This is a genomic window from Streptomyces sp. MJM8645, assembly GCF_001625365.1.
Classification (GTDB): Bacteria; Actinomycetota; Actinomycetes; order Streptomycetales; family Streptomycetaceae; genus Kitasatospora.
This window is the reverse complement of the sequence record NZ_LJJF01000001.1, coordinates 6,459,443-6,483,380: the sequence shown is the minus strand read 5'-3', so window position 1 is coordinate 6,483,380 and position 23,938 is coordinate 6,459,443. Positions and strand designations below refer to the sequence as shown.

The window sequence follows — 23,938 nt, the reverse complement described above, 5'->3', positions numbered from 1 at the left end:
CCGCGGAGGCCCATCATGTCCGCCCGCACCACGCCCTCCCCCACCCGCACCGCCGCCTTCCTCACCGCCTACGACGCGCTGCTGGCCCGCTGGCCCGTCCCGGTCGAGCACCTCACCGTCCGAACAGCCCACGGCACCACCCGGATCAACGCCTGCGGCCCGCCCGACGGCCGCCCCCTCGTCCTGCTGCACGGCGGCGGCGCCACCTCCACCATGTGGTTCGCCAACGTCGCCGCGTGGACGGCCGCCGGGCACCGCGTCCTCGCCCCCGACCTCATCGGCGACCCGGGCCGCAGCGTCCACGACGGCGCCCCACTCGCCGGCGTCCCCGGGCTGCTCGGCTGGCTGGACACCGTCCTCGACCGACTCGGCCTCCCCCGGGCCGACTTCTGCGGCCACTCCTACGGCGGCTGGATCGCCCTGGAGTACGCCCTGCACGCGCCCGCCCGGGTCGGCCGGCTCGCCCTCCTCGATCCCACCCAGTGCTTCGCCGGCTTCCGCCCCGACTACCTGCTGCACGCCCTGCCGCTCTTCCTCCCCCGCCGCACCGCCGCCCGGGCCCGCTCCTACCTCGACTGGGAGACCGGCGACGGCCCTCGCCCGGACCCCGGCTGGCGCGAGGTCTACGCCCTCGGATACGCCGACTTCCCCGCCACCCGCGTCATCACCGGCCCCCGCCCCGGCCTCGACCGGCTGCGCTCCCTCACCGCCCCGACCCTCGCCCTGTTCGCCGAACACAGCCGCACCCACCACGCCCCCCGGGTCGCCGAGGCCGCCCGCCGCGCCCTGCCCGAGGCGACGGTCGCCGTCCTGCCGGGCCTCTCGCACCACCACCTGCCCATGGCGGGCGCGGCGGAGGTCAACGCCCGGCTGACCGGATTCCTCGCCGCCTCCCGCGGCTGACGGCGGGACCGTTCGGACGGCACGGACGCCACGCCCGCGCCGAACCGGCCCGGCCGCTGCGCGCAAGCCGCCGGCGACGGATTGGCCCGAACTCGCCAGTGTCGCCAAATCCCTTGTACCGCACTCGACTTGGCGCTGGCAGACTGGCGTCGCCACGTCGGCCCACCACTCCCTGGAGCAGCCATGCCCACGTTCGTCCGACGCCTCGCCCCCGCAGCGGTGCTCGCGCTCACCGCGCTGGCCGCCACCCCGGGCAGCGCGTTCGCCGTGGACCGCGACGGGCCGGCCGTCGCCGCCTCGGCGGGCGAACACCCGGGGCTGACCTGGACCGCCCTGGAACAGCGCGCCGGTGTGGTGCACGTCGGCACCGACGGCGCCAGCAACCCCTACCTCGGGGACACCTCCGCCGACACCGAACTGCCGGTGCTCTGCCTCCACCAGGACGGCCGCCCGGCCCCCACCGGGATCCCCACCGCCGGCTTCCACAGCTGGGCGGGCGGGGAGGTCGCCGCGACGGCCCCGACGGCCGGGTCCGACCTGACCAGCCGGGACGACGCCGACGGGCTCTGCGAGGACTCCTTCGGCGCCGACTGGCGAATGGCCGAGTTCCACGACGGGCAGGGCTGGTCGCTCTGGGCGGCCGGCACCCTCCCGGCGGGCACCCGGTTCTGGACGGCGATCAACGACCAGCCGGCCAACCCCTGGTCCTGACGCCCGCGCGGCCCCGAGCCGCCCCGCGCAAGCGCGGCGGCGGCGACGGGGATCAGTAGATCAGGTACCCCGGGCGGTGTCCTTCGTCGTCGATCTCCCCGGTGGCCTGCGCCCGCAGCTTGCGGGACAGCTCCTCCAGGGCGCGGGAGGCCGCGACCTCCTCACCGATCCTGGCGAGCGGGCGGTCGTCCGTGCTCTTCATCGACTCCCCGTGGGCGCGCAGGCCCGGCGCCCGCGCACCGGTCAGCCTGGCCTCGCACGCCGTGTGCACTCCGTCTTCCTCGAAGCTCAGCTCCACGTCCCACTGGTTGTGCATGCCACACCTCCTGGCAGCGGCCCCCTCGCGCCTGTCCGGACCGGCACGGACGGTGAGCCGTGGCGGCCGCTCACACCAGCGTGCGCCCGTCCGACCCATGGCGGCAAGCGGGCCCGGCCCGGGGCTGCGGGCCCGGCCCCCGGAACCAGCTCCCCCGCCCCGGAGCTCCCGGCCCCGCCTGCTCCCTGCCTGCTCCCCGCCTGCTCCCCGCCTGCTCCCCGCCTGCTCCTCGCCGCCGACCGGGCCCCGCCGCCGACCCGGCGGTACGCTGACGAAAGCGCGCCGCGACCGCCGACCGAACCCGGACCCGCCGGCGCGGCGCGGGCAGTGACAACCGGGTGGTCCCTCCGTGGCGGTCTTCCTCCTCGCCCTCGGCGCCGCCTGCTGCCTGGGCCTCGGCTTCGTCCTCCAGCAGCACGCGGCGCAGCGGGCGCCCCGTGCCGACCTGCTGCACTGGCGGCTGCTCCTGGACCTGATGCGGATGCCCGAGTGGCTGCTCGGCACCGGGTTCATGGTGTGCGGACTGATCCTGTCCGCGCTCGCCCTCAACCAGGGCGAAGTCTCGCTCGTCGAACCGCTGCTCGCGACCAACCTGCTGTTCGCCATGGCGCTCTCCCGGGTGCTGACCCGCCAGACCCTCGGCCGCTCGGGCTGGGTCGGAGTGCTGCTGCTCGGCCTCGGGGTGACGGCGTTCATCGTGGCCGGCCGGCCCACCGGTGGCGGTGCGCCCGCCGGGGAACTGCGGCACTGGCTGGTGGTCGGCACGGTGGTCGGGCTGACCCTGCTGCTGGTCTCGCTGGCCCGGCGGCTGCCGCTGTTCGAGGAGGCCACCCTGCTGGCCCTCGCCGCCGGCCTGCTCTACGGCCTCCAGGACGCGCTGACCCGCACCACGACCCAGCGCCTCGACCACAGCGGACTGGACGCGGTGCTGCGCAGCTGGCAGCCGTACGCGGTGGTGGCGGCGGGCGTGGTCGGGCTGCTGCTGGTGCAGAGCGCCTTCGAGGCCGCGCCGCTGCGGATGTCCCTGCCGGCACTGACCGCCGCCCAACCGCTGTCCGGGATCGCCTGCGCGGTCGGCTTCCTCGGCGACCGGCTGCGGGTGACGCCGGGTGCGCTGGCCTGGCAGTCCGCCGGACTGCTGGCCATCGTGGTCGGGGTGATCGTGATCGGCCGCCACCCGGCGATGCCGGGCAGCGTCCGCGAAACCCTGGAGGGCGTCGGGGCACCACCGGAGGACGAGCGGCCCGCGGAAGGCCCCAGGAGCCGCCCTGGAAACAGTCCGGCCGAGAACCCGAACGACCCGGGGCACAGCTCCGGGGCCGGAGCGTAATTCGCTTGACCGGGCCACGGGTCAACGCTGCACTGTGGCGAGGCACACGAGCCGTGGTGCCGTCGTCATCCAGGGGAGGAAGCGGCAGCAATGGAGATCCGTCCGACAACCGATCAGGACCTCGACGTCTACGTCGACACGCTCCATGCCGCGTTCGGGCTCTTCCCGGAAACCCCGACCGACGGCGGCGGGCTCTGGTGGTCGGCGACCGAGATGGACCGCAACCTGCTCGCCGTGACGGCGGACGGGCGGCCCGTCGGCACCGCCGGCGCGTACACCTTCGAGCTCACCCTGCCCGGCGAGGTCATCGTCCCCACCAGCGGGGTGACCGGCGTCGGCGTCCTGCCCTCGCACCGGCGCCAGGGCGTGCTCACCGCGATGATGCGGCGCCAGCTCGCCGGGTTTCGGGCCCGTGGGGAGTTCCTCTCCGTACTGCTGGCCTCCGAGGCCGTGATCTACCGCAGGTTCGGCTACGGACCGGCGACCTACACGCAGCGGCTGACGGTGCCGCGCCACCGGGCCGCCTTCGCCCTCCCCCGGGCACGCGGAACGGCCGCCACCCCGGCCGACACCCCGGCGCCCGGCCCGGACACCGGCTCGATCGAGCTGCTGCGGCGTGCCGAGTGCGGCGAGATCCTGGAAGCGGTCTACGACCGGTACCGCCGCACGCAGCCCGGCGCGCTGTCCCGGCCGCACCGCTGGTGGGCCTTGGGCGCGGGGCGGCCCCCGGTCTCCTCGGCGTCGCGCTACGTCGCCGTCCACCGGGATGCCGGCGGTGTCCCGGACGGCTACGCCTGCTACTCGCTCGCCGACGGCACCTTGACGGTCGACGAGACCATCGCCACCGACGACGCCGTCGCCACGGCCCTGGCCCGGTTCGCGCTCGAACACGACCTGGTCTCCCAGGTCGTGTTCAAGCACGTTCCGTCCGACCACCCGCTGCGCTGGCAGCTTGTGGACTTCAACGCCGGCGAGAGGAGCAGCAGCACCGACTGGCTCTGGGTGCGGCTGCTGGACGTCCCGCGTGCGCTGACCTCGCGCGGCTGGTTCGTGGACGGCGAGCTCGTCCTCGACGTCGACGACCCGTTCCTCGGCGAGCACGGCCGCTATCTGCTGACCGTCCGGGACGGGAAGGCCGAGTGCGTCCCGACGGACCGGGAGCCCGACCTGTCCCTGGACGTGAGCGACCTGGGCTCGGTCTACCTCGGCGGCACCACCCCGAGCACGCTCGTGCGGGCCGGGCACATCCGGGCCCACCGCCCGGGCGCGGCCGCCCTCGCCGACGCCCTCTTCAGCGCCGAGCGCGCCCCGCACTGTCTGCACTGGTTCTGACCGGCTGGTTCCGACCGGACGCTCGCCTCGCCGCACCTGCACGACAGGCCTACGGGCGTGCCGGGATCGACGCGGGCGCAAGCTCGGGCTCGGGCTCTGTCCCGGGCTCGGGCTCTGTCCCCGGCTCAGACTCGGGCTCGGGCTTCGCCCCGTCGACGGTGCCCGTCCGGCCGCGCCGGCGGTCCATCTCGCGCCACTCCGGCCGCAACCCGGCCAGGTTGGTGGAGGCGAAGTAGAGGGCGCCGCCCGCGACCAGGGTGGGTATCAGCCCGATGAGGCTGACCGCTGCGCCGGCCAGCAGGCCGCCGAGCGGGATACCGGCCCAGGCGAGGGAGTCGCCGAGGGCGTGGACGCGGCCGAGCAGGTGGCGGGGCACCCGCTCGAAGAGCACCGCGCCGAGGATCGGGTTGAGGAAACCGCCACCGAAGCCGCCGACCGCGAAGACCGTGAGCACCACCCACAGCGGCGCGCCGCACGCGAGCACCAGGAAGCGCGGGGCCCCGACGAGCAGGAAGCCGGCGAAGAACACCGTCCGGCGGGGCAGCCGGTGGGCGACGGCCGCCGCGATCAGACTGCCGACGACCGCCGTGATCCCCCCGGCGGTGCCGGTCAGGCCGATGGCGGCCGGGCCGTTCCCCGACTCCCGCGCCCAGACCGGGAGGAGGACCGTGAGGAACCCCGCGTCGAGCAGGTTGGTGATGCCGACCAGCACCGTCACGGTGAGCAGCAGCGGATCGGAGCGCAGGAAGGTGAAGCCCTCGCGGAACATCCGCCAGTAACCCGCCGATCCGGCCTCAGTTCCGGCCTCAGTTCCGGTCCCAGTTCCGGCCCCAGTTCCGGTCCCGATCCCGGCCTCGGCTTCTGCGGCCTGCGCGGCAGCGGGTGCCGGGGCCGCCGCGCGACCCATCCCGCGCGGCAGGGCGAAGGCGATGACGAGGGACCCCAGGGCGAAGGTGGCGGCGTTGAGCGCCAGCCCGGCCAGCGGACCCATCAGCGCGACCAGCCCGCCACCGACCGCCGGGCCGACCGTGGAAGCCAGCCGTTCGGTGACGCCGGAGAGACCGGTGGCGCGCTCCATCGGCACCCGGGCGCGGTCGGCGGCCTCCGGGACCATGACCGACTTGGCCAGATCCCCCGGGCCGCGCATCGCCCCGATCACCGCGACCATCGCCAGCAGCACCCCGAACGGCAGCAGCCCCAGGGCGTGCAGCAACGGGACCAGCCCGGCCGCGACGGCGCTCACCAAGTCCGTCGTCCAGGACACCACCCGCGGCCCGAGCCGATCGACCAGTGGCCCGGTCAGCGCCTTGACCAGCACGTACGGCGCCATCTCGGCGAAGGCGACCAGGCCCGTCATGGTGGCGCTGCCGGTGGTGGCCAGGACGAACCAGGGCAGGGCGATGGCCGAGACACGCGTCCCGGTGATGGAGACGGCCATGGCGGAGAGCACCCCGACCAGCGGCCGGAGGCTGCGCGCGGGCGCGTCGACGACGGTGGTCATCGGGACCCCGCCTCACCGGTATCGGTGTCGGTGCTGGCATCGCTGTCGGCAGCGGTGTCGGCATCGGTACCAGCGCCGGTGCCGACGCTCGCGTCGGGCAGCACGTGGACGACCACGGCGACCCGCTCGGTGCCCTCCGGGGCCGGCCCCTCCGTATCCAGCGCGCGGTAACGCCGCACCACCGCGGACAGATCAGCGGCCAGTTGCCCGGCCTCCTCGGGGGTGAGCTGCAACAGCACGTCGCTGAGGCCGACCGCCTTGCGCCACTCCCGCGGCATCGTCTCGAAGGCGTCGACCGACCGCTGTGCCGCCAGGGCGTGGGCGGTGAGGACGGACCGCAGGAAGCCGACGGCCGTGTCGAGCTCCTCGTCGGCCATGTCGTCACTCGTCCAGACGGTGAACTTGTGGGCCGAACGCCACCACCGCTCCCGGGCGTTTCCGCGCTCGGGATCCTCCTCGACGAAGCCCGCGGCGGCGAGCTGGCGGAGGTGGTAGCTGGTCGCCCCGGAGTTGAGCCCCAGCTGCTCGGCGAGCCTGGTCGCCGTGGAGGGACCGTGCTTGCGCAGCAGCCCGACCAGCTGCATGCGCACGGGGTGGGCCATCGCCCGCATGCCCTTGGCCGTGAGGACGATGTGCGGGTCATCGCTGTGCATCCAGCCGCGTTCATCGGTCATGGCAGGAGCGTAGAACCGCAAAGACATCTTTGCAAAGGGTTTTTTGCGAAGAAGTCTTTGCGGTGAAGGATGGAGCCCCGAAGAGCTGCCCGCCGGCCGTCCGTCAGTCGTGCGCGACCACCAGCAGCAGCACCACCGTCAATCCGCCGCCCGGTGTGGCCTCCACCGCCAGTCGCCCGCCCGCCGCCAGCACCAGGCTGTGCACGGCGGGCCCGACCGGCCCGTCGGCGCGGGCGCCCGCGAGCAGCCACTCCCGCGCCCCGGGCAGCTCGGACGACCCCCGGTCGGCCACCCGGATCTCCACCCGCCCGCGCGGTCGCGCCGCCCCGCTCAACCCGGCCGCCCGCAGGGCCGTCGCGGCCGGGCCCGGCCCGCCCGCCACCTCGGCGCGGACCAGCACCCGCCCGCCGGGCGGGTTGCGCCGGATCGCGTGGTCGACCAGGCCGGCGAGCGCGTCCTCCAGCCGCCGGGCGTCCCCGACCACCACCGGCAGCCCCGGCGCCAGCCGGGCCGTCACCGCCGCCGCCCGGCCGCCGCCGCGCACCACCCTGCGGACCACCTCGGTCACCTGGACGTGCCGCGCCTGCGGCTCGCAGCCGGCCTGCCGGTCGGTCCACTCGACGCGCTCAAGTTCCGGCCGGGACAGCGCCCGGGGCCCGGCCATCTCGCCCGGTCTGAACGGTCCGGCCTCCTCGCCCGCCACCGCGCCGCCGGGCCCTCCCGTACGGCCGGGGCCACCCGGCCCGCCGAGGGCGCCGAGCGCCCTGGCCCCCGATGCGACATAGCCCCAGAGCTTCCCGCTTGCCATCGCCCTGCCCCTCGTGCATCGCCGGCGGCCGTCATCAGTGCCGCGGCCGACCGGCGCGGGCCGCTTCCCAGGCCCTGCTGTCAGCCTGCACCTCACTCGTTCGGGTGACAATCCGGCTCCGGGACGCGAACCGGGCACCACCCCCGCCGGTCGGCCGATGCCACACCCGCCGACCGGCGGGGCAGGCCCGGCCACCGGCCCGGCCCAGCCCGCCCTGGGCCCGCGACGCAGCGCCGCCCCGGGCCCGCGACGCGGCGCCGCCCCGGGCCCGCGACGCGGCGCCGCCGGCCCCGGGCCGGGCCTCACGAACTCCCTTCGCCCGCCCGGAGGGCCGCCGCCCAGGCCGGAGCCCGAGGAGCCGCCCTAGACTGGCCCCATGCCCCGGCTCAACGACCAGGTGCGGGAGCTGCTCCAGGAGTACGCCGACCTGATCAACATCACCGGCGGGGACGCCTTCCGGGCGCGGGCCTACGAGAAGGCCGCCCGCGCGGTGGGCGGCCACTCCGAGGACGTCGCCGGCCTGGACGTCAAGGGCTTGCAGCAGATCCCCGGCGTCGGGAAGTCCACCGCCGAGAAGGTCGCCGAGTACCTCGCCACCGGGCGGATCGCCGCCCTGGAGGCCCTGCGCGCCGAAGTCCCGTCCGGGGTCCGGGAGATGACGGCCGTACCCGGCGTCGGCCCCAAGCGCGCCCTCGCCCTCCACCGCGACCTGGGCATCTCCTCCGTCGACGACCTGGCCGAGGCGGTCCGCTCCGACCGGCTGTCCGGCGTGGCGGGCTTCGGCGAGCGCAGCGGCGAGAAGATCCTGCACGGCATCGAGTTGCTGCGGCGCTCCGGCGGCCGCACGCTGCTCGACGCGGCCACCGAACTGGCCGAGCAGCTCGTCGCCGCGCTGTCCGCCGTGCCCGGCTGCACCCGCTGCGCGTACGCGGGGTCGCTGCGCCGGATGCGCGAGACGGTCGGCGACGTCGACGTGCTGGCGACCGCCGCCGACTCCGCCCCGCTGATGGCCGCGCTCACCGGACTCCCGTACGTGGCCGAGGTGATCGCGAGCGGTCCGACCAAGACCTCGGTGCGCACCACCGGGGGCGTGCAGGTGGACCTGCGGGTCGTCCCGGAGGAGGACTGGGGCGCGGCGCTCGTCTACTTCACCGGATCGAAAGCGCACAACATCAGGCTGCGCACGATAGCCGTCCGGGCCGGGCTGAAGCTCTCGGAGTACGGCCTGTTCCGGACCACCGCCGAAGGAGAGGGCCGCGAAGGAGAGGACGGCGAGAAAGAGGACGGCGCCAAGGTGGCGTCCGCGACCGAGGACGAGGTGTACGCGGCGCTCGGCCTGCCGTGGATCGCGCCGCCGCTGCGCGAGGACCGGGGCGAGATCGAGGCCGCCCTGCGCGGTGAACTCCCTGATCTGGTCCAGGAGTCGGACCTGCGCGGCGACCTGCACACGCACACCGACCTGACCGACGGCCTGGCCACCCTGGAAGAGATGATCGACACCGCGGCCGCCCGCGGCTACTCCTACTACGCCGTCACCGACCACGCCCCGGACCTGGTGATGCAGCGGATGACGGACGAGAAGATGCTCGCCCAGCGCGAGCGGCTGCGCCGACTCGCCGACCGCCACCGGAAGCTGCGCCTCCTGCACGGCACCGAGCTGAACATCGGCCCGGACGGCGGGGTGGACTGGCCGCCCGGGTTCCTGGCCGGCTTCGACGTCTGCGTGGCCTCCGTGCACTCGCACTTCACCGCCGACCGGGCCGCCCAGACCCGCCGTCTGATCCGCGCCTGCGAGAATCCGCACGTGCACGTCATCGGCCACCTCACCACCCGGAGGATCGGCCGCCGCGGCCCGATCGACGTCGACCTGGACGCGGTGTTCGCGGCCGCCGCGCGCACCGGCACCGCGATCGAGATCAACAGTTCCCCGCAGCGGCTCGACCTGCGCGACGAGGACGTCTTGCGGGCGAAGCGGCACGGCGTCCGCTTCGCGATCGACAGCGACGCCCACGCGACCGGGCAGCTCGCCTACCCGCGCTTCGGCATCGGTACGGCGCAGCGCGGCTGGCTCACCGCCGAGGACGTGATCAACACCTGGCCCTGGCAGCGGCTGAAACGTTTCCTCCGCAAGGACGCACTGCGCTGAGCGAGCCACCGCGCACCCCGGCGGGCGGCCCCCACGCACGGGGCCGCCCACCACACGGTCAGCTCGACGCCGCCCCGAGCCCACCCCGACGCAGCCTCAACGCCGCCCCGAGCCCGCCCCGACGCAGCCTCAACGCCGCCCCGAGCCCGCCCGACGCCGCCCCCGAGGTCACCGCTCCGCGAACGAGGTCATCGCTCCGCGAACGAGGCCCCCGGCGTGGCCAGCACCCGGGCCGCGCTGCGGTGCCCGAGGCCGGCGGCCAGGTGCAGGTCGCCGGTCTCCAGGAAGCCGGCCAGGAATCCCGCCGCGAAGGCGTCCCCAGCGCCAGTGAGGTCGCGCACCTCGCTCACCGGCGGCACGGGCACCGTGAACGGCGCGTCCCCGGGCACGTCGACGGTGGTCGCCTGGGCGCCGGCCTTGGTGACCACGGTGGTGGCCGCCAGCCGGGCCCGCTCCGGCCCCGGCAGCCCGCCCACCAGCAGGCCCAGGTACTCCGCCTCGGACCGGTTGGCGAACACGAAGGTCGGCGCCAACTCGGCCAGCAGGGCGAGGAAGCGCTCCCGCCCGTACTGCTCCAGCATGCCGGTCGAGGAGGCGTCCACCGAGGTGGTGCCGCCCGCCCGCCGGACCCGCACCAGCGCGTCCACCGCGGAGCGGCCGACCGGGTCGCCGTCGAAGGAGTAGGCGGGCACGTGCAGGTGGGTCAGGCCGGCCAGCCACTCGTCCGGCACCCGGTCCAGCAGCTTGGCCGCGCCGCGGTCGGGCAGCATGGTCCGTTCGCCGGCCTGGTCGATCAGGACCACGATGCTGCCGGTCTGGCCGCGCCGGGCGACCCGTACGTCCACGCCGTGCCCGGTCAGTTCGGCGACGATGCCGTCCCCGACCGGGTCGGCGCCGACGCAGCCGATGAACCGGGCCGGGTACTGACCGGCGGCGAAGCTCGCGACGTTCGCCGCGCTGCCGCCGCGCCGCCGGAAGACCTGGGCGCTGGAGTCGGTGCCGTGCCGCAGCGGGCCGTCGACCCAGACGACGATGTCCTCGACGAGGTCGCCGAGCACCCCCAGCACGGGTCAGGCCCCGCTGCGGGCGGCGGCCGCCAGCGCGGTCGCGATCTGGCCGCCGAGCCGGACGTTGCCCCGGTAGACCTCGACGTTGACCTCCAGGCTGCGGCCGTGGGTGTCGCGCTGGATGTGGTCGAGCAGGAACGGCGTGGAGGCGTTGCCGGTGACGCCCTGGCGCTCGGCCTCGGCCCAGGCGCGCTCCAGGATGCCGTCGAGCTCCTCCGGCGGCAGCTGCTTGGCGGGGTCCACCGGGTTGGCGATCAGGACGGCCTGCGGCAGGGCGAGGCGGTCGCGGGCCTCGATGAGCCGCGCGGCCTCCTCGGGCGACTCGACGCTGAAGTTGATCTCGTGGCCGGAGTCGGTGACGTAGAAGCCGGGGTACTTGCGGGTGCGGTAGCCGATGACCGGGATGTTGAAGGTCTCGAAGCGCTCCAGGGTGGCCCGGATGTCGAGGATCGACTTCACGCCCGCGCTGATCACGGTGACCGGCGTGGCGGCCAGGGTGGTCATGTCGGCCGACTCGTCGAAGCTCTCGGAGGCGCCGAAGTGGACGCCGCCGAGGCCGCCGGTGGAGAACACCCGGATGCCCGCCCGGTGGGCGAGGAAGGCGGTGGCGGCGACGGTGGTGCCGCCGTGGCGGCCGAGCGCGGCGACCACCGGCAGGTCGCGCAGGCTCACCTTGTCCAGGCCGTCCGTCGCGGACAGTTCGGTGATCTGCTCGGTGCTCAGACCGACCGTGGGTACGCCCGCGTGCACGCCGATGGTCGCCGGGACGACGCCCGCCTCGCGCAGCTGCCGCTCGGCCTCCAGCGCGACGGCCAGGTTGCGGGGGCGCGGCAGGCCGTGGGTGAAGATGGTCGACTCCAGCGCGACCACGGGCCGGCCGTCGGCCACGGCCTGCGCGACCTCCTCGGAGACGTGGATGGCCCGCGCGGAACGGGTGGCCGGCGCGGAGCCGGCGGCTTCGGGGGTGCTGGGGGGCAGTCCGGTCATGGTCGGATCTCTCTGTGAGATGCCACTGCGGTGGGGCAACGTGTCGCTCAGCGTATGGACGGTTCGCATCGGAATCCAGAATGAGTCCTGGGGCTTTCCATAGGCTCTGGCCTATGAGTTGGCTTAGGCTTGGGCCATGGGCTTCACCTTGCGTCAACTTGAGGTCTTCCTCACCGTCGCCGAGACACTGCACTTCGGACGGGCCGCCGAACGGCTGCACATCTCCCAGCCGACGGTCAGCCAGGAGGTCGCCCGACTGGAGCGGACCGTCGGTGTCGAGCTCTTCGACCGCAGCCGCCGCTCGGTGGCGCTGACCGAGGCCGGCGAGGTGATGGCCGCCGAGAGCGCCCGGCTGCTCGGGCAGGCCCAGACGCTGCTGGCCCGGGTACGGCTGCACGAGGAGTCCCGGCTGGGGACGGCCCGGATCGTGGCCTCCCCCAGCGTGGTGAACCGGCTGCTGCCCGCCGTGGTCAGCCGCGCCGAACAGGAGCTGCCCGCACTCACCACCGCCGAGGTCGCCGTCGACACCGGCCAGGTCTCCACCGCACTGGCCGCCGAACTCGCCGACATCGGCCTCGGCCGCTTCCTCGACGAGGTGGCCGGCTACCGACTGGAGCGGATCGCCGACGAGCCGGTACGGGTCGCCCTCGGCCGGGACCACCCGCTGGCCGGTCGGACGAGCGTGCGCCTCGGCGAACTGCGCGACCTGCCGCTGCTGCTGTGGCCGCGCGAGCAGCACCCGCGCTACTACGACCACGTGCTCGGCCTGTGCGCGGACCACGGCGTCGACCCGCCGGTGCTGGTCAGCCCGCCGCGGATCGTCGGCTCCCGGCTCTACCTGCTCGCCCGCAACCGCGCGTTCTCGCTGGTGCCCGGCTCGATGACCGGCCACCTCACCGAGGACGTGGCCACCGTCCGGCTGGACGGCCGGGCCACCCTGCCACTGGAGATGCAGTGGCGGCTGGACGACCGCCGGCCCCGGCTGGCCACCCTGCGCGACCTGATCCGGCAGGAGGCGGCGGCCCTGGAGGTCGACTAGGCCCTTGCCGGGCCCGCGACGCCAGGCACCCGAAGCGTCCCCCTCCCCGGCGAATCCTTGACGCTGGCATGCCACCGCCGAAAGGATGCCCGGACCGCCCACCCGGCCCGCGGCAGCGCCCGCCGGCCGCCCGACCCCTGGGGACCAGCCTTGGCCGTCCGCCCGCTGCTTCGCCGCGCCGCCCGCCTCCTCGGCGCCGCCGCCCTGACCCTCGCCGGCACCCTCACCGCCGCCGCCCCCGCCCACGCCGACTTCGGCACCGACTACCACGACCCGGTCACCGCCACCCGGCCGCTCACCCGCCCCGACACCCGCTCCTGCACCGTCGAGGTGATGCACGACCAGCAGTTCCGCAACGGCTACGGCAACCCGCCCGACACCCCGTACACCACCACCCTCACCCCGCCCGCCGACTGCGCCGGGCCCTGGTCGGCGGTGGTCCTGGACCTCCACGGGCAGGTCGCCGGGCGACAGTTCGACCGCATCTTCAGCGCCCGCGTCGGCGGCGTCCAGGTGCTGCTCTCCTCCACCCCCGAGCCGTCCAAGGACGGCATCGAATGGAAGCTGGAGCGCGATCTCACCCGCTACGCCCCGCTGTTCGCCGCCGGACCGCAGCCGTTCTCCCTCGACCTCGCCAACGTCACCGACGCCACCTACACCGGCGTCTTCACCATCAGCGCCAGTGTCACCTTCTACACCGCGAACGACCGCCGGCCCGCCGCCCACGCCGCCGACCGCCTGCTCACCACCGGGCCGTTCGCGCTCACCCAGGCCGCCCCCGCCGCCACCCGCGAGCTCACCTTCCCGCAGAACCTCGAACGCCTCACCGCCGAGGTCTACACCCGGGGCGGCGGCGCCTGCGAGGAGTTCGCCTACGCCTCCGCACCCGACGCCTTCGTCAGCGCCAACCCCGGCCTCGGCTCCTGCGGCAAGGGCCCGTTCCGCGAACTGCGGCTCACCGTCGACGGGCGGACGGCCGGCGCGGTCTGGCCCTACCCCGTCATCTACACCGGCGGGTGGGACCCACTGCTCTGGCGGCCCGTCCCCGGCGTCTTCGCCTTCGACCTGCCCGCCTACCGGCTCGACCTCACCCCCTACGTCGGACTGCTGCTCGACGGCCGCCCGCACACCGTCGGCATCGCGGTGAACGCCAGCGAGGCGCAGAACAACGACACCTGGACCGGCCAGATCAACCTCTTCGCCGACGTCGACCACGGCGCCGCCCGCACCACCGGGCAGCTCACCGACCACCGGGTCGCCCCCGAGGCCGCCGTCGACACCCGGCTCACCGACCACGGCGGCGGCAGCGGCGACTGGACCGTCACCGCCGGCCGGCACGACCTCGCCCGCGGCTGGGTCCAGACCTCGCACGGCCGGATCACCACCGAGGTCCGCGACGACCTCGCCTTCCGCTCCGCCCAGCAGCTGCGCGACAGCGGCAACGACGTGACCCTGCACAACCGCACCGACCTCACCCGCACCACCGCCACCTGGGGCGGCGGCCCGCACCGCACCACCACCGTGCGCGAGGGCGAACCGCTGGACGTCACCTACCGCGTCACCCACGACGCCGCCGGCAACACCGACCAGCAGACCGCCATGGACCTCGGCTACCACCGCGAGAGCACCGCGGCCACCGGCGGCCACGTCACCGAACGCTCCACCGTCGACCACACCCTGTGCCCCACCGCCCGCCGCCACGACGGCGACTCCACCGTCCGCACCGGCACCAGCACCGAGGACTACCGCAGCACCGGGCCCGACGGGCCGTACCACCGCACGCTCTCCTTCGTCGACGGCTGGCCGAAGCCGTAACGCCGCCCGAAATCTCCCGACTTGCGAAATCCATCCGATTTCGGGCGGTTGACCCCTGGTGCACACGGCGTGGGAAGCGCATGATGGGAAGTGGACCTGCGAGGCAGCTGAAGGAGTTCGACCGCAGGAGGCAGTGGTGACAGATCGAGACGGATCAGGGTCTGCCACTGGTACTACCTCGGTCGACGATCGAACTGCCGGCCGGAGGACACGATGTCCGGAGGCCACCCCCGCCTCGTAGGTTCCCCGCGTCCACGGAGCGCCCCCTCGGCTCCGTGGACGCGTCCGTCGCGGCAGGGGCCCGTCGCCGCGGTGCCCGTCACTGCGGCACCGGGTAGCCCATCTCCCAGGCGTGGACGGCGATGCCGACCCGGTTCGCCACCCCGAGCTTGCGCTGGACGCTCGCGACGTGCGTCTTCACCGTGCCCGGCGAGATGAACAGTTCGGCGGCGATGTCCGCGTTCGTCCGGCCCGCCGCCACGTGACCGGCGATCTCCATCTCCCGCTCGGTCAACGGGACCACCGGCGCCGAGCGGGGCTCCGGACGGCGCGGCGCCGTCACCTGCCGCAGCAGCCGGACCGTGACCGACGGACTGATCAGGCTCTCCCCGTCCGCCGCCGCCCGCACCGCCTCGACGAGCAGCGCCGGCCCCGAGCGCTTCAGCAGGAACCCGGACGCACCGTGCCGCAGCGCCGGGTACACGTACTCGTCCAGGTCGAAGGTGGTCAGCACCACCACCCGCACCGGCTCCGCCACCCCCGGCCCGGCCAACCGCCGGGTCAGCTCCAGTCCGTCCATCCGCGGCATCCGGATGTCCACCAGCGCGACGTCCGGGCGCAGTTCGGCCGCCAGTTCCAGCGCGGCCAGCCCGTCGGCGGCCTCCCCCACCACCTCGATGTCCGGCTGCGCCGCCAGGATCCGCCGGACGCCGCGCCGGACGCCCTCCTGGTCGTCCGCGATCAGCGTACGGATGATCCGCGGGCACTCACCGTTCGCACTCGTCACACCGTTCGTACTCGTCACGGCAGGCAGTCTGCCACGCCCGTCCGGACCGCCGGCCCCGCCCGCCGCCAATGCGGCCCGGTGGGTGGGAAGTTCACGTCACGGGCCCGGCGCGGTTCACCAACACCCGGTGAGGCTGGCGGCCATGAACGCTTCCAGTGGACATCCCCCCGTCAGCCGGCGCGGGATCCTGGCCGGTGCCACCGGTCTCGGTCTCGGCGGCGCCGTCTCCCTCTCCGGCATCGCGGCCACGCCCGCCGCCGCCTCCCCGCTGCTGCTGGAGCGGCCGGACCGCTCCGGCGCCCCGCGTGTCGCCGGGCTGCACCTCCAGTTCGGCTCGGACGCCTCGCGCGAGGTCGTGGTCTCCTGGCACACCACCGCCTCGGTCGGCAACCCCCGTGTCCGGTACGGCACTTCGAACGGCGGCTTGGGCCGCAGCGTGCAGGCCGACACCAGCACCTACCGGGACGCCAAGTCCGGCACCGAGGTCCAGATCCACCACGCCCGGCTGAGCGGCCTGCACCCCGACACGGACTACGTGTACGCCGCCGTCCACGACGGCGCCACCCCGGAGCTCGGCACCGTCCGCACCGCCCCGCGCGGCCGGGCCGCCTTCACCTTCACCAGCTTCGGCGACCAGGGCACCCCCACCCTCGGCAAGAAGACCGCGAACGGCTACGCCAACGACAACCTGGGCAGCCCCGCCGCCGGCGACACCACCGCCGGAGTCGAGCGGATCGCCCCGCTGTTCCACCTCGTCAACGGGGACCTCTGCTACGCCAACCTCGCCACCGACCGGGTCCGCACCTGGTCCGACTGGTTCGAGAACAACAGCCGCTCCGCCCGCCACCGTCCCTGGATGCCCGCCGCCGGCAACCACGAGAACGAGCGCGGCAACGGCCCGACCGGCTACGGCGCCTACCAGGCCTACTTCGACCTCCCCCCGTCCGGCTCCGACGACGAACTGCACGGCCTCTGGTACGCGTTCACCGCCGGCGCGGTCCGCGTCATCAGCCTCAACAACGACGACGTCGCCTACCAGGACGCCGGCGACTCCTACGTCCACGGCTACTCCGGGGGCGCCCAACAGCGCTGGCTGGAACGGGAGTTGGCCGCCGCCAACGCGAACCCCGAGATCGACTGGATCGTGGTCTGCATGCACCAGGTCGTCATCTCCACCGCCGACAAGTTCAACGGCGCCGACCTCGGCATCCGCGAGACCTGGGTACCGCTGTTCGACAAGTACGGCGTCGACCTGGTGGTCTGCGGCCACGAGCACCACTACGAGCGCTCGCACCCGATCCGCGGCCAGCAGCAGACCGACACCCGCACCCCCATCCCGGTCGCCACCGACACCCGGACCATCGACACCACCCGGGGCACCGTTCACATGGTGATCGGCGGCGGCGGCACCTCCGCCCCCTCCAACGGCCTCTTCTTCGAGCCCGCCAAGGCCCGCGTCATCACCGGCGTCGGCGCCGTCGACCCGGCCACCGGCAAGCGGCCCCCGCAGTACGTGATCGAGGACGCCCCCTGGTCGGCCTTCCGCGACGCCGACAACCCGTACGGCTTCGCCGCCTTCGAGGTCGACCCGGGCGAGCGCGGCGGCCGGACCACCATCGACGTCACCTACTACTCCGTCAGCGGCCCGTACGGAGACCTCGTCCCCGTCGACCGCTTCACGCTCACCCGCCCGCGCGGCGCCCGCGGCGGCGGCCGAGGACACTGACCCCGGCCGAGCCCGTCGGGGTGGCGCGCTCACCGGCCGCCACCCCGACGGCGCGGTACCGTTCCTCCGCGCGCCCGAACGCACCGATCACACCGATCACCCGAGCGCCCTGAACGCCCTGGAGGCCCGCCCGATGCCCGTCGACCGCCCCGCCGACGGCACCGGGAACGCCGGCCGCCCCGACTACGGCCGACTCGCCGCCGTCGGCCCGTACTTCGCGCTCGACACCCCCGCCGAGCCCGGCGCGGGACCGCCCCCGGGCTTCCGGCCGCTGCCCGAGCTGTACGGCACCGGGCCGGACGCGCCGCTGGCCCGGCGGATCCGGGTGGTGGCGCAGCGGCTCGGCACCGCCGAGCCCCGGGTCGCCGCGTCGATCCTGCACCTCGGACTGGCCGCCCGCTTCTGGTCGGTGGGCCTCGGGGCGGCCGTCCTGCTGGGCACGGTCCCGACGCTGGAGCACGCCTGGGTACGGATCCCGGATCAGGGGCCGCTCGACCTCTGGACGCCGCCGGAGCCCCCGCTCCCCGCTCCGTTCCCCGCTTCGCTCCCCACTCCGATCCCGCTCGCCGACCAGCTGTACGGGGCCGTCCTGGTAGGCCAGTTGGAGCCGCTGGCGGCGGCGGTGCGGTCCGCCGTCCCACTCTCCGCCCGGCTGCTGACGGGCAACGCCGCCTCCGCCCTGGCCGGTACGCTGCGAGTCCTGGACGCCCACGCGCCGGTCCCCGCACGGGCGTTGGTCGCGGAGCTGCTCGCGCGCCCGCCGCTGGCCGGCACCGGGACGCTGCGGACCGGCCCGCGCGGCGCAGCCTTCCGACGGACCAGCTGCTGCCTGTACTACCGGGTGGGGCCGGGCGCCGGGGTCTGCGGCGACTGCTGCTTCACCCGGCCGCCCGCGCCAAAACAGGGCTGATACATCCAGGAGTGCAGGTCATATCCGGGCCTCCGGTCAGCCGTCGTCCGTCAGCCGTGTCCGTCAGCCGTCGCCCGCCAGCTGGAGGTGCCCCCGCACCAGGTGGTGCACGCAGGCGACGGTGTGCACCTCGGCGGCGGTCCGGGCCCCGGCCGCGTCGCCGGCCAGGACGGCGACCAGGATCTCCCGGTGCTGCTCGGCGAACCGTTCCTGGTCGGGGCCGTGCGGTGCGGGCAGCCAGAGCAGCGGGCCGAGTTCGGCCTGGAGCCGTACGGCGAGCCGGGTGAGGCGCACGGACTGGGCGGCGACGGCGAGTTCGATGTGGAAGCGGGCGTCGGCGCGGCGCTGCTCGGCGGGCCCGGCGGCGTCGCGCAGGTCGTGCACCAGCCGGGTGAGCCGGGGCGCGAGGTCGGCGGGGGCGCGTTCGGCGGCGAGCCGGGCGGCGGTGCCGGAAACGGCCAGTTCCTCGTCGCCGAGATCGCGCAGGTCGACGGTGGCGAGGTCGCGCAGCCGGGCGAGTTGGAGGCGTTCGGAGCCCTCGCCGGGGGTGCGGACGAAGCTGCCGCCGTTGCGGCCGCGCCGGGTCTCGATCAGGTCGGCCTCGCGGAGCAGGGCGAGCGCCTCGCGGACGGTGCCGTTGGCGACGCCGAGCCGGTCGGCGAGGTCGTTCTCGCTGGGCAGTTGGTCCCCGTCGACGACCAGGCCGAGGGCGATCGCCTCGGTGATCCGGCGGGCCACGGCATCGGCGCGGCCGAGGTCGGTCAATGGCGCGAGGACGGCGCTGAGCAGCGGGGTCGTGCTCCCGATCGTCGCCACGCCGGCCCCCTCCTCGATCACCGTCGGACTGGGTGCTCCCGGCAGGGTACCTCCCGGTCGGGCACGCACCCTTGCCGCTAGAAACCCGATCTCATATGTTTTCCCGCGATCCCGGTCCGAGCACCACCCCCGGTAAGCCCTCACGCGTCACGCCACGTTCCCAGGAGCAGGAGCAGGTCATGACCGATGCCAGCGCACGTGCCACCTCCCCGACCGGCCCCCTCCCCCCTCAGGGCCCCGACATCGATGCCGATGCCGATGCCGCTCGGCTGGCCGCCCTCGGCTACACCTCCGAGTTCAAACGCGACATGAGCCTCTGGGCGAACTTCTCCCTCGGCTTCACCTACCTCTCCCCGGTCGTCGGCGTGTACACACTCTTCGCTTCCTCCCTCGCGACCGCCGGCCCGCCGATGGTGTGGAGCTTCCTGATCGCCGGCGTCGGCCAGTTGCTGGTGGCGCTGGTGTTCAGCGAGGTGGTCGCCCAGTTCCCGGTGGCGGGCGGGGTGTACCCGTGGGCGCGCCGGCTCTGGGGCCGCACCTGGGGCTGGCTGACCGGCTGGGTGTACCTGCTGGCGCTGATGTCCACCATCGCGGCGGTCTCCTACGGCGCCGGCCCGTACGTGGCCGCGCTGCTGGGCGTCGAACCGAGCACCGCGACGACCGTCTGGTGTGCGCTCGGCCTGCTGCTGCTCGCCACCGTGATCAACCTGGGCGGCACCAAGGTGCTGTCGGCGGCGGCCGTGTTCGGCTTCGCCGCCGAGCTGCTGGGCGCTCTGGCGGTCGGCGCCTGGCTGCTGCTGACCCACCGCTACCACGGCCTCGGCGTGGTCTTCGACCGCTTCGGCGCGGGCGACGGCGGCTCGTACACCGACGCCTTCCTGGCCGCCGGACTGATCGCGGTCTTCCTCTTCTTCGGCTTCGAGGCGTGCGGCGACGTCGCCGAGGAGGTGCCGAACCCCGGTCGACAGATCCCCAAGTCGATGCGGCGCACCATCTACGTCGGCGGCGCGGCGGCGATCGGCGTCAGCCTGGCGCTGGTGATGTCGATCCAGGACATCGGCGCGGTGGTCTCCGGCGACGACAAGGACCCGGTGGCCTCGGTGCTGCACGACGCGTTCGGCGCCACCGGCGCCCGGGTGGTGATCGGCGTGGTGCTGATCTCCTTCCTGTCCTGCGTGCTGAGCCTCCAGGCGGCGGCGAGCCGGCTGGCGTACTCCTTCGCCCGGGACCGGATGATCGTGGGCAGCCGGCTGCTCGCCACCGTCTCGGACCGCCTGCGGGTGCCGCCGTACGCGCTGCTGCTCGCGGCGGCAGTGCCGGGCGTGATCATCGTCGGCGCCTCGGCCCTCTCCGAGGGTGCCCTGACGAAGATCATCTCCTTCTCCAGCATCGGCATCTACCTGGCCTTCCAGATGGTGGTGCTGGCCGCCCTGCGCGCCCGGCTGCGCGGCTGGCGCCCGAGCGGGGACTTCCGGCTCGGCCGCTGGGGCCTGGCGGTGAACATCGGCGCGCTGGTGTACGGGCTCGCCGCGATCGTCAACATCTGCTGGGGCCGCACCCCGGACGCCGCCTGGTACGACGACTACCTCGTGCTGCTCTCGGCCGTGGCGGTGCTCGCGGCCGGCGGGCTCTACCTGCTGCTGGCCCGCCCGCACCTGCGCAGTGACGCCCCGTCCGGCGATGCGACAGCCCCCGCCGGGGACGCCCGATGACCCTCACCCCTGGAGGAATCCCCGTCGCCGCCTCCGGCCGCGCCCCGGACGACGGGCACCCCGAAGGCGCGCCATGAGCCCGGAGTCATGAACCCGGAGCCACGGAACCGGAGTTACGAAACCGGAGCCATGAGCCCGGAGCCACGGAACCGGAGCCGCGAAACCGGCCCGCGCCCGGCTTGTCCAGAGCCGGGCGCGGGCCGTCGGTCCCCACCCGGTGCCGATGCCCTCAGCGCCGGATGGAGTACTCACGTGCGGTGCGGTCAGACCGCGACCGCCTCCGCCATCTCCTCCTCGGCCTCCACCGGGCTCTCCACCGCCCGGCGCCCGCGCTCCTCGTGGAGCGCGGCGGCCACCAGTGCGGCCCCGCCCAGCAGCAGCCAGACCACCAGGGTCACGACGTGCCCGCCGAGGCCCGCGCCGCCGTCGAAGTACAGGATGCTGCGCGCGCCCTCCAGGAAGCCGGCGCCGGTCCAGAAGCCGTGCAGCGCGCCGAAGAAGCCGTTCTGCAGCTCGGGCCGGAAGATGCCGCCGGAGCTGGTGAAGTTCAGCATCACGAACAGCACCATCAGGGCCAGGGTGGTCCACTTCTTCAGGAAGCTGTGCAGGCCGATGCCGATCAGGACGATGCCCGCCGAGTAGAGCCAGCCGAGCGCCCACACCGCGGCCAGGTCGTGGTCGACCACATGGAAGACCGGTCCGGCGGTGACGATCCCGATCACGCTCACCACCAGCGACACCGCCACGCCGACCAACGCCCGGATCCGGATGCTCAGCCCGGCGCCGGCCGCGCCGATCACGGCGACGCTGGCGTAGGAGCCGATGCTCAGCGCGACCAGCAGGAAGAACAGGCCCTGGCCGGTCGGGTCGCCCTCGGCCGGGGTGGTGAGGTCGGTGACGTGCAGCGGCACGCCCTGCCGGTCGGTGACGTTGCTGAACACCGCCGTGGCGGCCACCGCCGAGGTGTCCGAGTTCCCCTTGGCGACGAGCAGTTCGGGGCTCCTGGCGTCCGGGAGGAAGGCCCCCACCAGATCGCGGTCGCGCAGCTGCTGCTCGGCGGTCGCCCGGTCGGGCAGGGTGCGGACGTCGACCGCCGCCCCGGCCTTGGCCTGGATCGCCTGTGCCAGGCCCTGCGCCTGCGGGGTGGTGCCGACCACGGCGACCTTCAGGTGGTGCGGCTCGGGCTGGTGGAAGGCGCCCTGGTAGGCGAGCGCCATGCCGAGGCACATCAGCAGCGGGGTGATCAGGTGGACGGCGAGGTGCTTGAGCGAGTGCCCCAGGGCGGGCGCTGCGGCGGGGGTCTGGGGTGTGCTCATGGCGTTCGTACCGTCCTCCGGTGGCGTCGAGTGGAGATGAGTGGCAAATGCAACCATCAAGGGTGCCACGTGCACCCACATCAGGTGGTAAATGCAACTATCTATGGATGTAGCTTACAACTATCCGACGCCGATCGAAAGCCGCCCGCCCCAGCGGGGGCCACGGCCGAACGCTCAGGACAGCTCGAACACGCCGTACGAGAAGCCGTCCGCCCGCAGCTCCCCGTCCGCCACCCGCACGCCCCGCACCTCCAGCGGGCGCGCCCCGCCGTGCTCCAGCCGCACCACCCCCGGCTCCCGGCGCGGGTTCACCGCCACCAGGTACCGTCCGGCCCGGGTGTACACCAGCGGGTACCCGGCGCGGCGGACCTCCACCCCGCCGGAGGCGCCCAGCCCCGGATGCGCCCGGCGCAGCGCGATCAGCCGCCGGACGGTGTGCAGCAGCGAGGTCGGATCGGCCCGCTGCGAGAGCACGTCCGGGCGCCGCGGGTCCGGGTCGACGGGCAGGTAGAGGCGCTCGGGCGGCGCGCTGGAGAAGCCCGCCGCCGGCCCGGGCTCCCACTGCATCGGGGTCCGCGAGCCGGCCCGGTTGTACCGCGGGCCGAGCACGCTGCCCTCGACGTCGGGCAGTCCGGGCAGGTAGCGCATGCCGATCTCGTCGCCGTAGTAGACGGCCGGCAGGGTGGGCCAGGTGAACAGGAACGCGAAGGCGGCGGCGAGTTGCTCGTCGGTGCGCGGGCCGGTGGCCAGCCGGGAGAAGTCGTGGTTGGCGGTGGGCAGGGCGATGTGGCCGACGCCCTCGGTCGCTTCGGCGGCGGCGCGCCAGGCGTCCAGGAACACCTGCGGGGTGCCTCGCCCCTCGGCCTCGAAGTAGCACGGGCCCTGCTGCCAGAACTCCTCGACCGTGCCGGCGCCGTTGTTCCACAGCGAGCGCAGCGGCAGGCCGCGGTCGGCGCCGCCGAACTGCAGGAAGAAGTCCGCGTGGAAGCCCGCCGCGACGGCGGCCGCCGGATCGCCCCACTCGGCGAACAGCGCGGCCTGCGGGTGGGCGCGGTCCAGCCAGCCCCGCAGCCCGGTCCACAGCTTGGCGGTCTCCACCAGGCCCGGGTCGTCCTTGACCAGCGAGGAGGCCATGTCGACCCGGAAGCCGGCCAGGCCGAGGCCGAGCCAGTGCGCCATGACGTCGCGCAGGGCCGCCCGGTTGGCGCGCGGGCCCTCGGCGTCCACCGGCTGGCGCCAGGGCTCACCGGAACTGGGGCGCGCGTAGCCGAAGTTGAGCGCGGGCTGGCAGTCGAAGAAGTTCGGCCGGTACCAGCCGGGGCGGCTGCCGGGCGAGGCGACGAAGCCGTCCACCCGCTGGTCGGACCAGATGTACCGGTGGTCGGCCGGGTCCTCGGCGGCGGCCAGGAACCAGGGGTGGCGGTCGGAGGTGTGGCCGGCGACCAGGTCGAGCAGGATCCGGATGCCCTTGCGGCGGGCGGCCTCGACCAGCACGACCAGGTCCTCGGTACCGCCGTAGCGCGGGGCCGGGGCGAGGTAGTCGGCGACGTCGTAGCCGGCGTCGCGGAACGGGGAGGCGAAGCAGGGGTTGAGCCAGACGGTGTCGACGCCGAGCCAGGCGAGGTGGTCGAGGTGCGCGGCGATGCCGGCGAAGTCGCCGATGCCGTCGCCGTCGGAGTCCGCGAAGCTCTGCGGGTAGATCTGGTACAGGACGGCGTCGGCCAGCCAGTCGGGGCCGGGGCGGGGCGAGGTCATGGGGGTGGGTCCTCCTGCCGGATCCGGGGGCCGGGGCCGGGGCCAGGGCTGGGGCTGGGGCTGGGGCT

General features: G+C 74.5%; 20 protein-coding genes. 10 read left to right on the top strand and 10 right to left on the bottom strand.

The window, feature by feature from the left end; all coding sequences use genetic code 11:
- Positions 1–15 precede the first annotated feature (15 nt).
- Together A6F73_RS27605 and A6F73_RS27600 are read left to right on the top strand one after the other, a co-directional pair.
- On the top strand, positions 16–903 hold the full coding sequence (locus tag A6F73_RS27605) for an alpha/beta hydrolase (RefSeq protein ID WP_063350244.1): 888 nt from the start codon (positions 16–18) through the stop codon (positions 901–903).
- Between the two features lie 183 nt (positions 904–1,086).
- Positions 1,087–1,614: a hypothetical protein gene (locus A6F73_RS27600; protein ID WP_063350243.1), complete on the top strand. Its 528-nt coding sequence runs from the start codon at positions 1,087–1,089 to the stop codon at positions 1,612–1,614.
- A gap of 52 nt (positions 1,615–1,666) precedes the next feature.
- Here A6F73_RS27600 and A6F73_RS27595 read toward each other — a convergent pair whose 3' ends face one another.
- Positions 1,667–1,930 carry a dsRBD fold-containing protein gene (locus A6F73_RS27595; RefSeq protein ID WP_063350242.1) on the bottom strand — a complete coding sequence of 88 codons (264 nt, stop codon included), beginning with the start codon at positions 1,928–1,930 and terminating at the stop codon, positions 1,667–1,669.
- A gap of 349 nt (positions 1,931–2,279) precedes the next feature.
- Here A6F73_RS27595 and A6F73_RS27590 point away from each other — a divergent pair, with 349 nt between their 5' ends.
- A complete protein-coding gene (locus A6F73_RS27590; RefSeq protein ID WP_167745876.1) occupies positions 2,280–3,260 on the top strand; it encodes a DMT family transporter in 981 nt (326 codons plus the stop codon).
- 90 nt (positions 3,261–3,350) lie between these two features.
- Positions 3,351–4,592, top strand: coding sequence for a GNAT family N-acetyltransferase (locus tag A6F73_RS27585; RefSeq protein WP_063350241.1), 1,242 nt, complete (start codon positions 3,351–3,353; stop codon positions 4,590–4,592).
- A gap of 49 nt (positions 4,593–4,641) precedes the next feature.
- On the opposite strand, the gene A6F73_RS27580 is transcribed toward A6F73_RS27585, so the two are convergent.
- From A6F73_RS27580 to A6F73_RS27570, 3 genes are all read right to left on the bottom strand, one after another.
- Complete coding sequence (locus A6F73_RS27580) at positions 4,642–6,093, bottom strand: MFS transporter (RefSeq protein WP_079136064.1); 1,452 nt, start codon at positions 6,091–6,093, stop codon at positions 4,642–4,644.
- Positions 6,090–6,767: a helix-turn-helix domain-containing protein gene (locus tag A6F73_RS27575; RefSeq protein WP_063350240.1), complete on the bottom strand. Its 678-nt coding sequence runs from the start codon at positions 6,765–6,767 to the stop codon at positions 6,090–6,092. Before A6F73_RS27575 ends, A6F73_RS27580 begins: the two co-directional genes overlap by 4 nt.
- Positions 6,768–6,870: 103 nt before the next feature.
- Complete coding sequence (locus A6F73_RS27570) at positions 6,871–7,575, bottom strand: ATP-binding protein (RefSeq protein WP_159398552.1); 705 nt, start codon at positions 7,573–7,575, stop codon at positions 6,871–6,873.
- 376 nt (positions 7,576–7,951) lie between these two features.
- On the opposite strand from A6F73_RS27570, the gene polX reads away from it, so the two are divergent.
- A complete protein-coding gene (gene polX, locus A6F73_RS27565; protein ID WP_063350238.1) occupies positions 7,952–9,721 on the top strand; it encodes a DNA polymerase/3'-5' exonuclease PolX in 1,770 nt (589 codons plus the stop codon).
- Between the two features lie 188 nt (positions 9,722–9,909).
- On the opposite strand, the gene A6F73_RS27560 is transcribed toward polX, so the two are convergent.
- Both A6F73_RS27560 and A6F73_RS27555 read right to left on the bottom strand, forming a co-directional pair.
- Positions 9,910–10,788 carry a PfkB family carbohydrate kinase gene (locus A6F73_RS27560; RefSeq protein WP_063350237.1) on the bottom strand — a complete coding sequence of 293 codons (879 nt, stop codon included), beginning with the start codon at positions 10,786–10,788 and terminating at the stop codon, positions 9,910–9,912.
- Positions 10,789–10,791: 3 nt separating this feature from the next.
- Positions 10,792–11,775: a pseudouridine-5'-phosphate glycosidase gene (locus tag A6F73_RS27555; protein WP_079136063.1), complete on the bottom strand. Its 984-nt coding sequence runs from the start codon at positions 11,773–11,775 to the stop codon at positions 10,792–10,794.
- Between the two features lie 136 nt (positions 11,776–11,911).
- On the opposite strand from A6F73_RS27555, the gene A6F73_RS27550 reads away from it, so the two are divergent.
- The gene (locus tag A6F73_RS27550; protein WP_063350236.1) at positions 11,912–12,814 is read left to right on the top strand and encodes a LysR family transcriptional regulator; all 903 of its coding nucleotides are present in this window, start codon (positions 11,912–11,914) and stop codon (positions 12,812–12,814) included.
- 150 nt (positions 12,815–12,964) lie between these two features.
- On the top strand, positions 12,965–14,629 hold the full coding sequence (locus tag A6F73_RS42595; RefSeq protein ID WP_079136062.1) for a peptide-N4-asparagine amidase: 1,665 nt from the start codon (positions 12,965–12,967) through the stop codon (positions 14,627–14,629).
- Positions 14,630–14,948: 319 nt separating this feature from the next.
- Here the strand turns inward: A6F73_RS42595 and A6F73_RS27540 are convergent, their stop codons facing one another.
- Positions 14,949–15,653, bottom strand: a complete 705-nt coding sequence (locus A6F73_RS27540; protein ID WP_279634945.1) for a response regulator transcription factor — start codon at positions 15,651–15,653, stop codon at positions 14,949–14,951.
- 124 nt (positions 15,654–15,777) lie between these two features.
- On the opposite strand from A6F73_RS27540, the gene A6F73_RS27535 reads away from it, so the two are divergent.
- Both A6F73_RS27535 and A6F73_RS27530 read left to right on the top strand, forming a co-directional pair.
- A complete protein-coding gene (locus A6F73_RS27535; protein WP_063350235.1) occupies positions 15,778–17,361 on the top strand; it encodes a metallophosphoesterase family protein in 1,584 nt (527 codons plus the stop codon).
- A gap of 133 nt (positions 17,362–17,494) precedes the next feature.
- Entirely contained in the window at positions 17,495–18,271 is a 777-nt protein-coding gene (locus A6F73_RS27530) for a (2Fe-2S)-binding protein (protein WP_063350234.1), read from the top strand.
- Between the two features lie 63 nt (positions 18,272–18,334).
- Here A6F73_RS27530 and A6F73_RS27525 read toward each other — a convergent pair whose 3' ends face one another.
- Positions 18,335–19,087, bottom strand: coding sequence for an FCD domain-containing protein (locus A6F73_RS27525; protein WP_244293518.1), 753 nt, complete (start codon positions 19,085–19,087; stop codon positions 18,335–18,337).
- A gap of 179 nt (positions 19,088–19,266) precedes the next feature.
- On the opposite strand from A6F73_RS27525, the gene A6F73_RS27520 reads away from it, so the two are divergent.
- On the top strand, positions 19,267–20,799 hold the full coding sequence (locus A6F73_RS27520; protein WP_079136061.1) for an amino acid permease: 1,533 nt from the start codon (positions 19,267–19,269) through the stop codon (positions 20,797–20,799).
- A gap of 263 nt (positions 20,800–21,062) precedes the next feature.
- On the opposite strand, the gene A6F73_RS27515 is transcribed toward A6F73_RS27520, so the two are convergent.
- Positions 21,063–22,115, bottom strand: coding sequence for a hypothetical protein (locus A6F73_RS27515; protein WP_063350233.1), 1,053 nt, complete (start codon positions 22,113–22,115; stop codon positions 21,063–21,065).
- 174 nt (positions 22,116–22,289) lie between these two features.
- The gene (locus A6F73_RS27510; protein WP_063350232.1) at positions 22,290–23,870 is read right to left on the bottom strand and encodes an alpha-amylase family glycosyl hydrolase; all 1,581 of its coding nucleotides are present in this window, start codon (positions 23,868–23,870) and stop codon (positions 22,290–22,292) included.
- Between the last annotated feature and the right edge of the window lie 68 nt (positions 23,871–23,938).

Coding starts and splice junctions, on each gene's coding strand:
- A6F73_RS27595 (WP_063350242.1), bottom strand. CDS start 1,930: ATGCACAACCAGTGGGACGTGGAGCTGAGCTTCGAGGAAGACGGAGTG.
- A6F73_RS27580 (WP_079136064.1), bottom strand. CDS start 6,093: ATGACCACCGTCGTCGACGCGCCCGCGCGCAGCCTCCGGCCGCTGGTC.
- A6F73_RS27605 (WP_063350244.1), top strand. CDS start 16: ATGTCCGCCCGCACCACGCCCTCCCCCACCCGCACCGCCGCCTTCCTC.
- A6F73_RS27530 (WP_063350234.1), top strand. CDS start 17,495: ATGCCCGTCGACCGCCCCGCCGACGGCACCGGGAACGCCGGCCGCCCC.
- A6F73_RS27550 (WP_063350236.1), top strand. CDS start 11,912: ATGGGCTTCACCTTGCGTCAACTTGAGGTCTTCCTCACCGTCGCCGAG.
- A6F73_RS27535 (WP_063350235.1), top strand. CDS start 15,778: ATGAACGCTTCCAGTGGACATCCCCCCGTCAGCCGGCGCGGGATCCTG.
- A6F73_RS27520 (WP_079136061.1), top strand. CDS start 19,267: ATGACCGATGCCAGCGCACGTGCCACCTCCCCGACCGGCCCCCTCCCC.
- A6F73_RS27600 (WP_063350243.1), top strand. CDS start 1,087: ATGCCCACGTTCGTCCGACGCCTCGCCCCCGCAGCGGTGCTCGCGCTC.
- polX (WP_063350238.1), top strand. CDS start 7,952: ATGCCCCGGCTCAACGACCAGGTGCGGGAGCTGCTCCAGGAGTACGCC.
- A6F73_RS27570 (WP_159398552.1), bottom strand. CDS start 7,575: ATGGCAAGCGGGAAGCTCTGGGGCTATGTCGCATCGGGGGCCAGGGCG.
- A6F73_RS27510 (WP_063350232.1), bottom strand. CDS start 23,870: ATGACCTCGCCCCGCCCCGGCCCCGACTGGCTGGCCGACGCCGTCCTG.
- A6F73_RS27575 (WP_063350240.1), bottom strand. CDS start 6,767: ATGACCGATGAACGCGGCTGGATGCACAGCGATGACCCGCACATCGTC.
- A6F73_RS27515 (WP_063350233.1), bottom strand. CDS start 22,115: ATGAGCACACCCCAGACCCCCGCCGCAGCGCCCGCCCTGGGGCACTCG.
- A6F73_RS27585 (WP_063350241.1), top strand. CDS start 3,351: ATGGAGATCCGTCCGACAACCGATCAGGACCTCGACGTCTACGTCGAC.
- A6F73_RS27555 (WP_079136063.1), bottom strand. CDS start 11,775: ATGACCGGACTGCCCCCCAGCACCCCCGAAGCCGCCGGCTCCGCGCCG.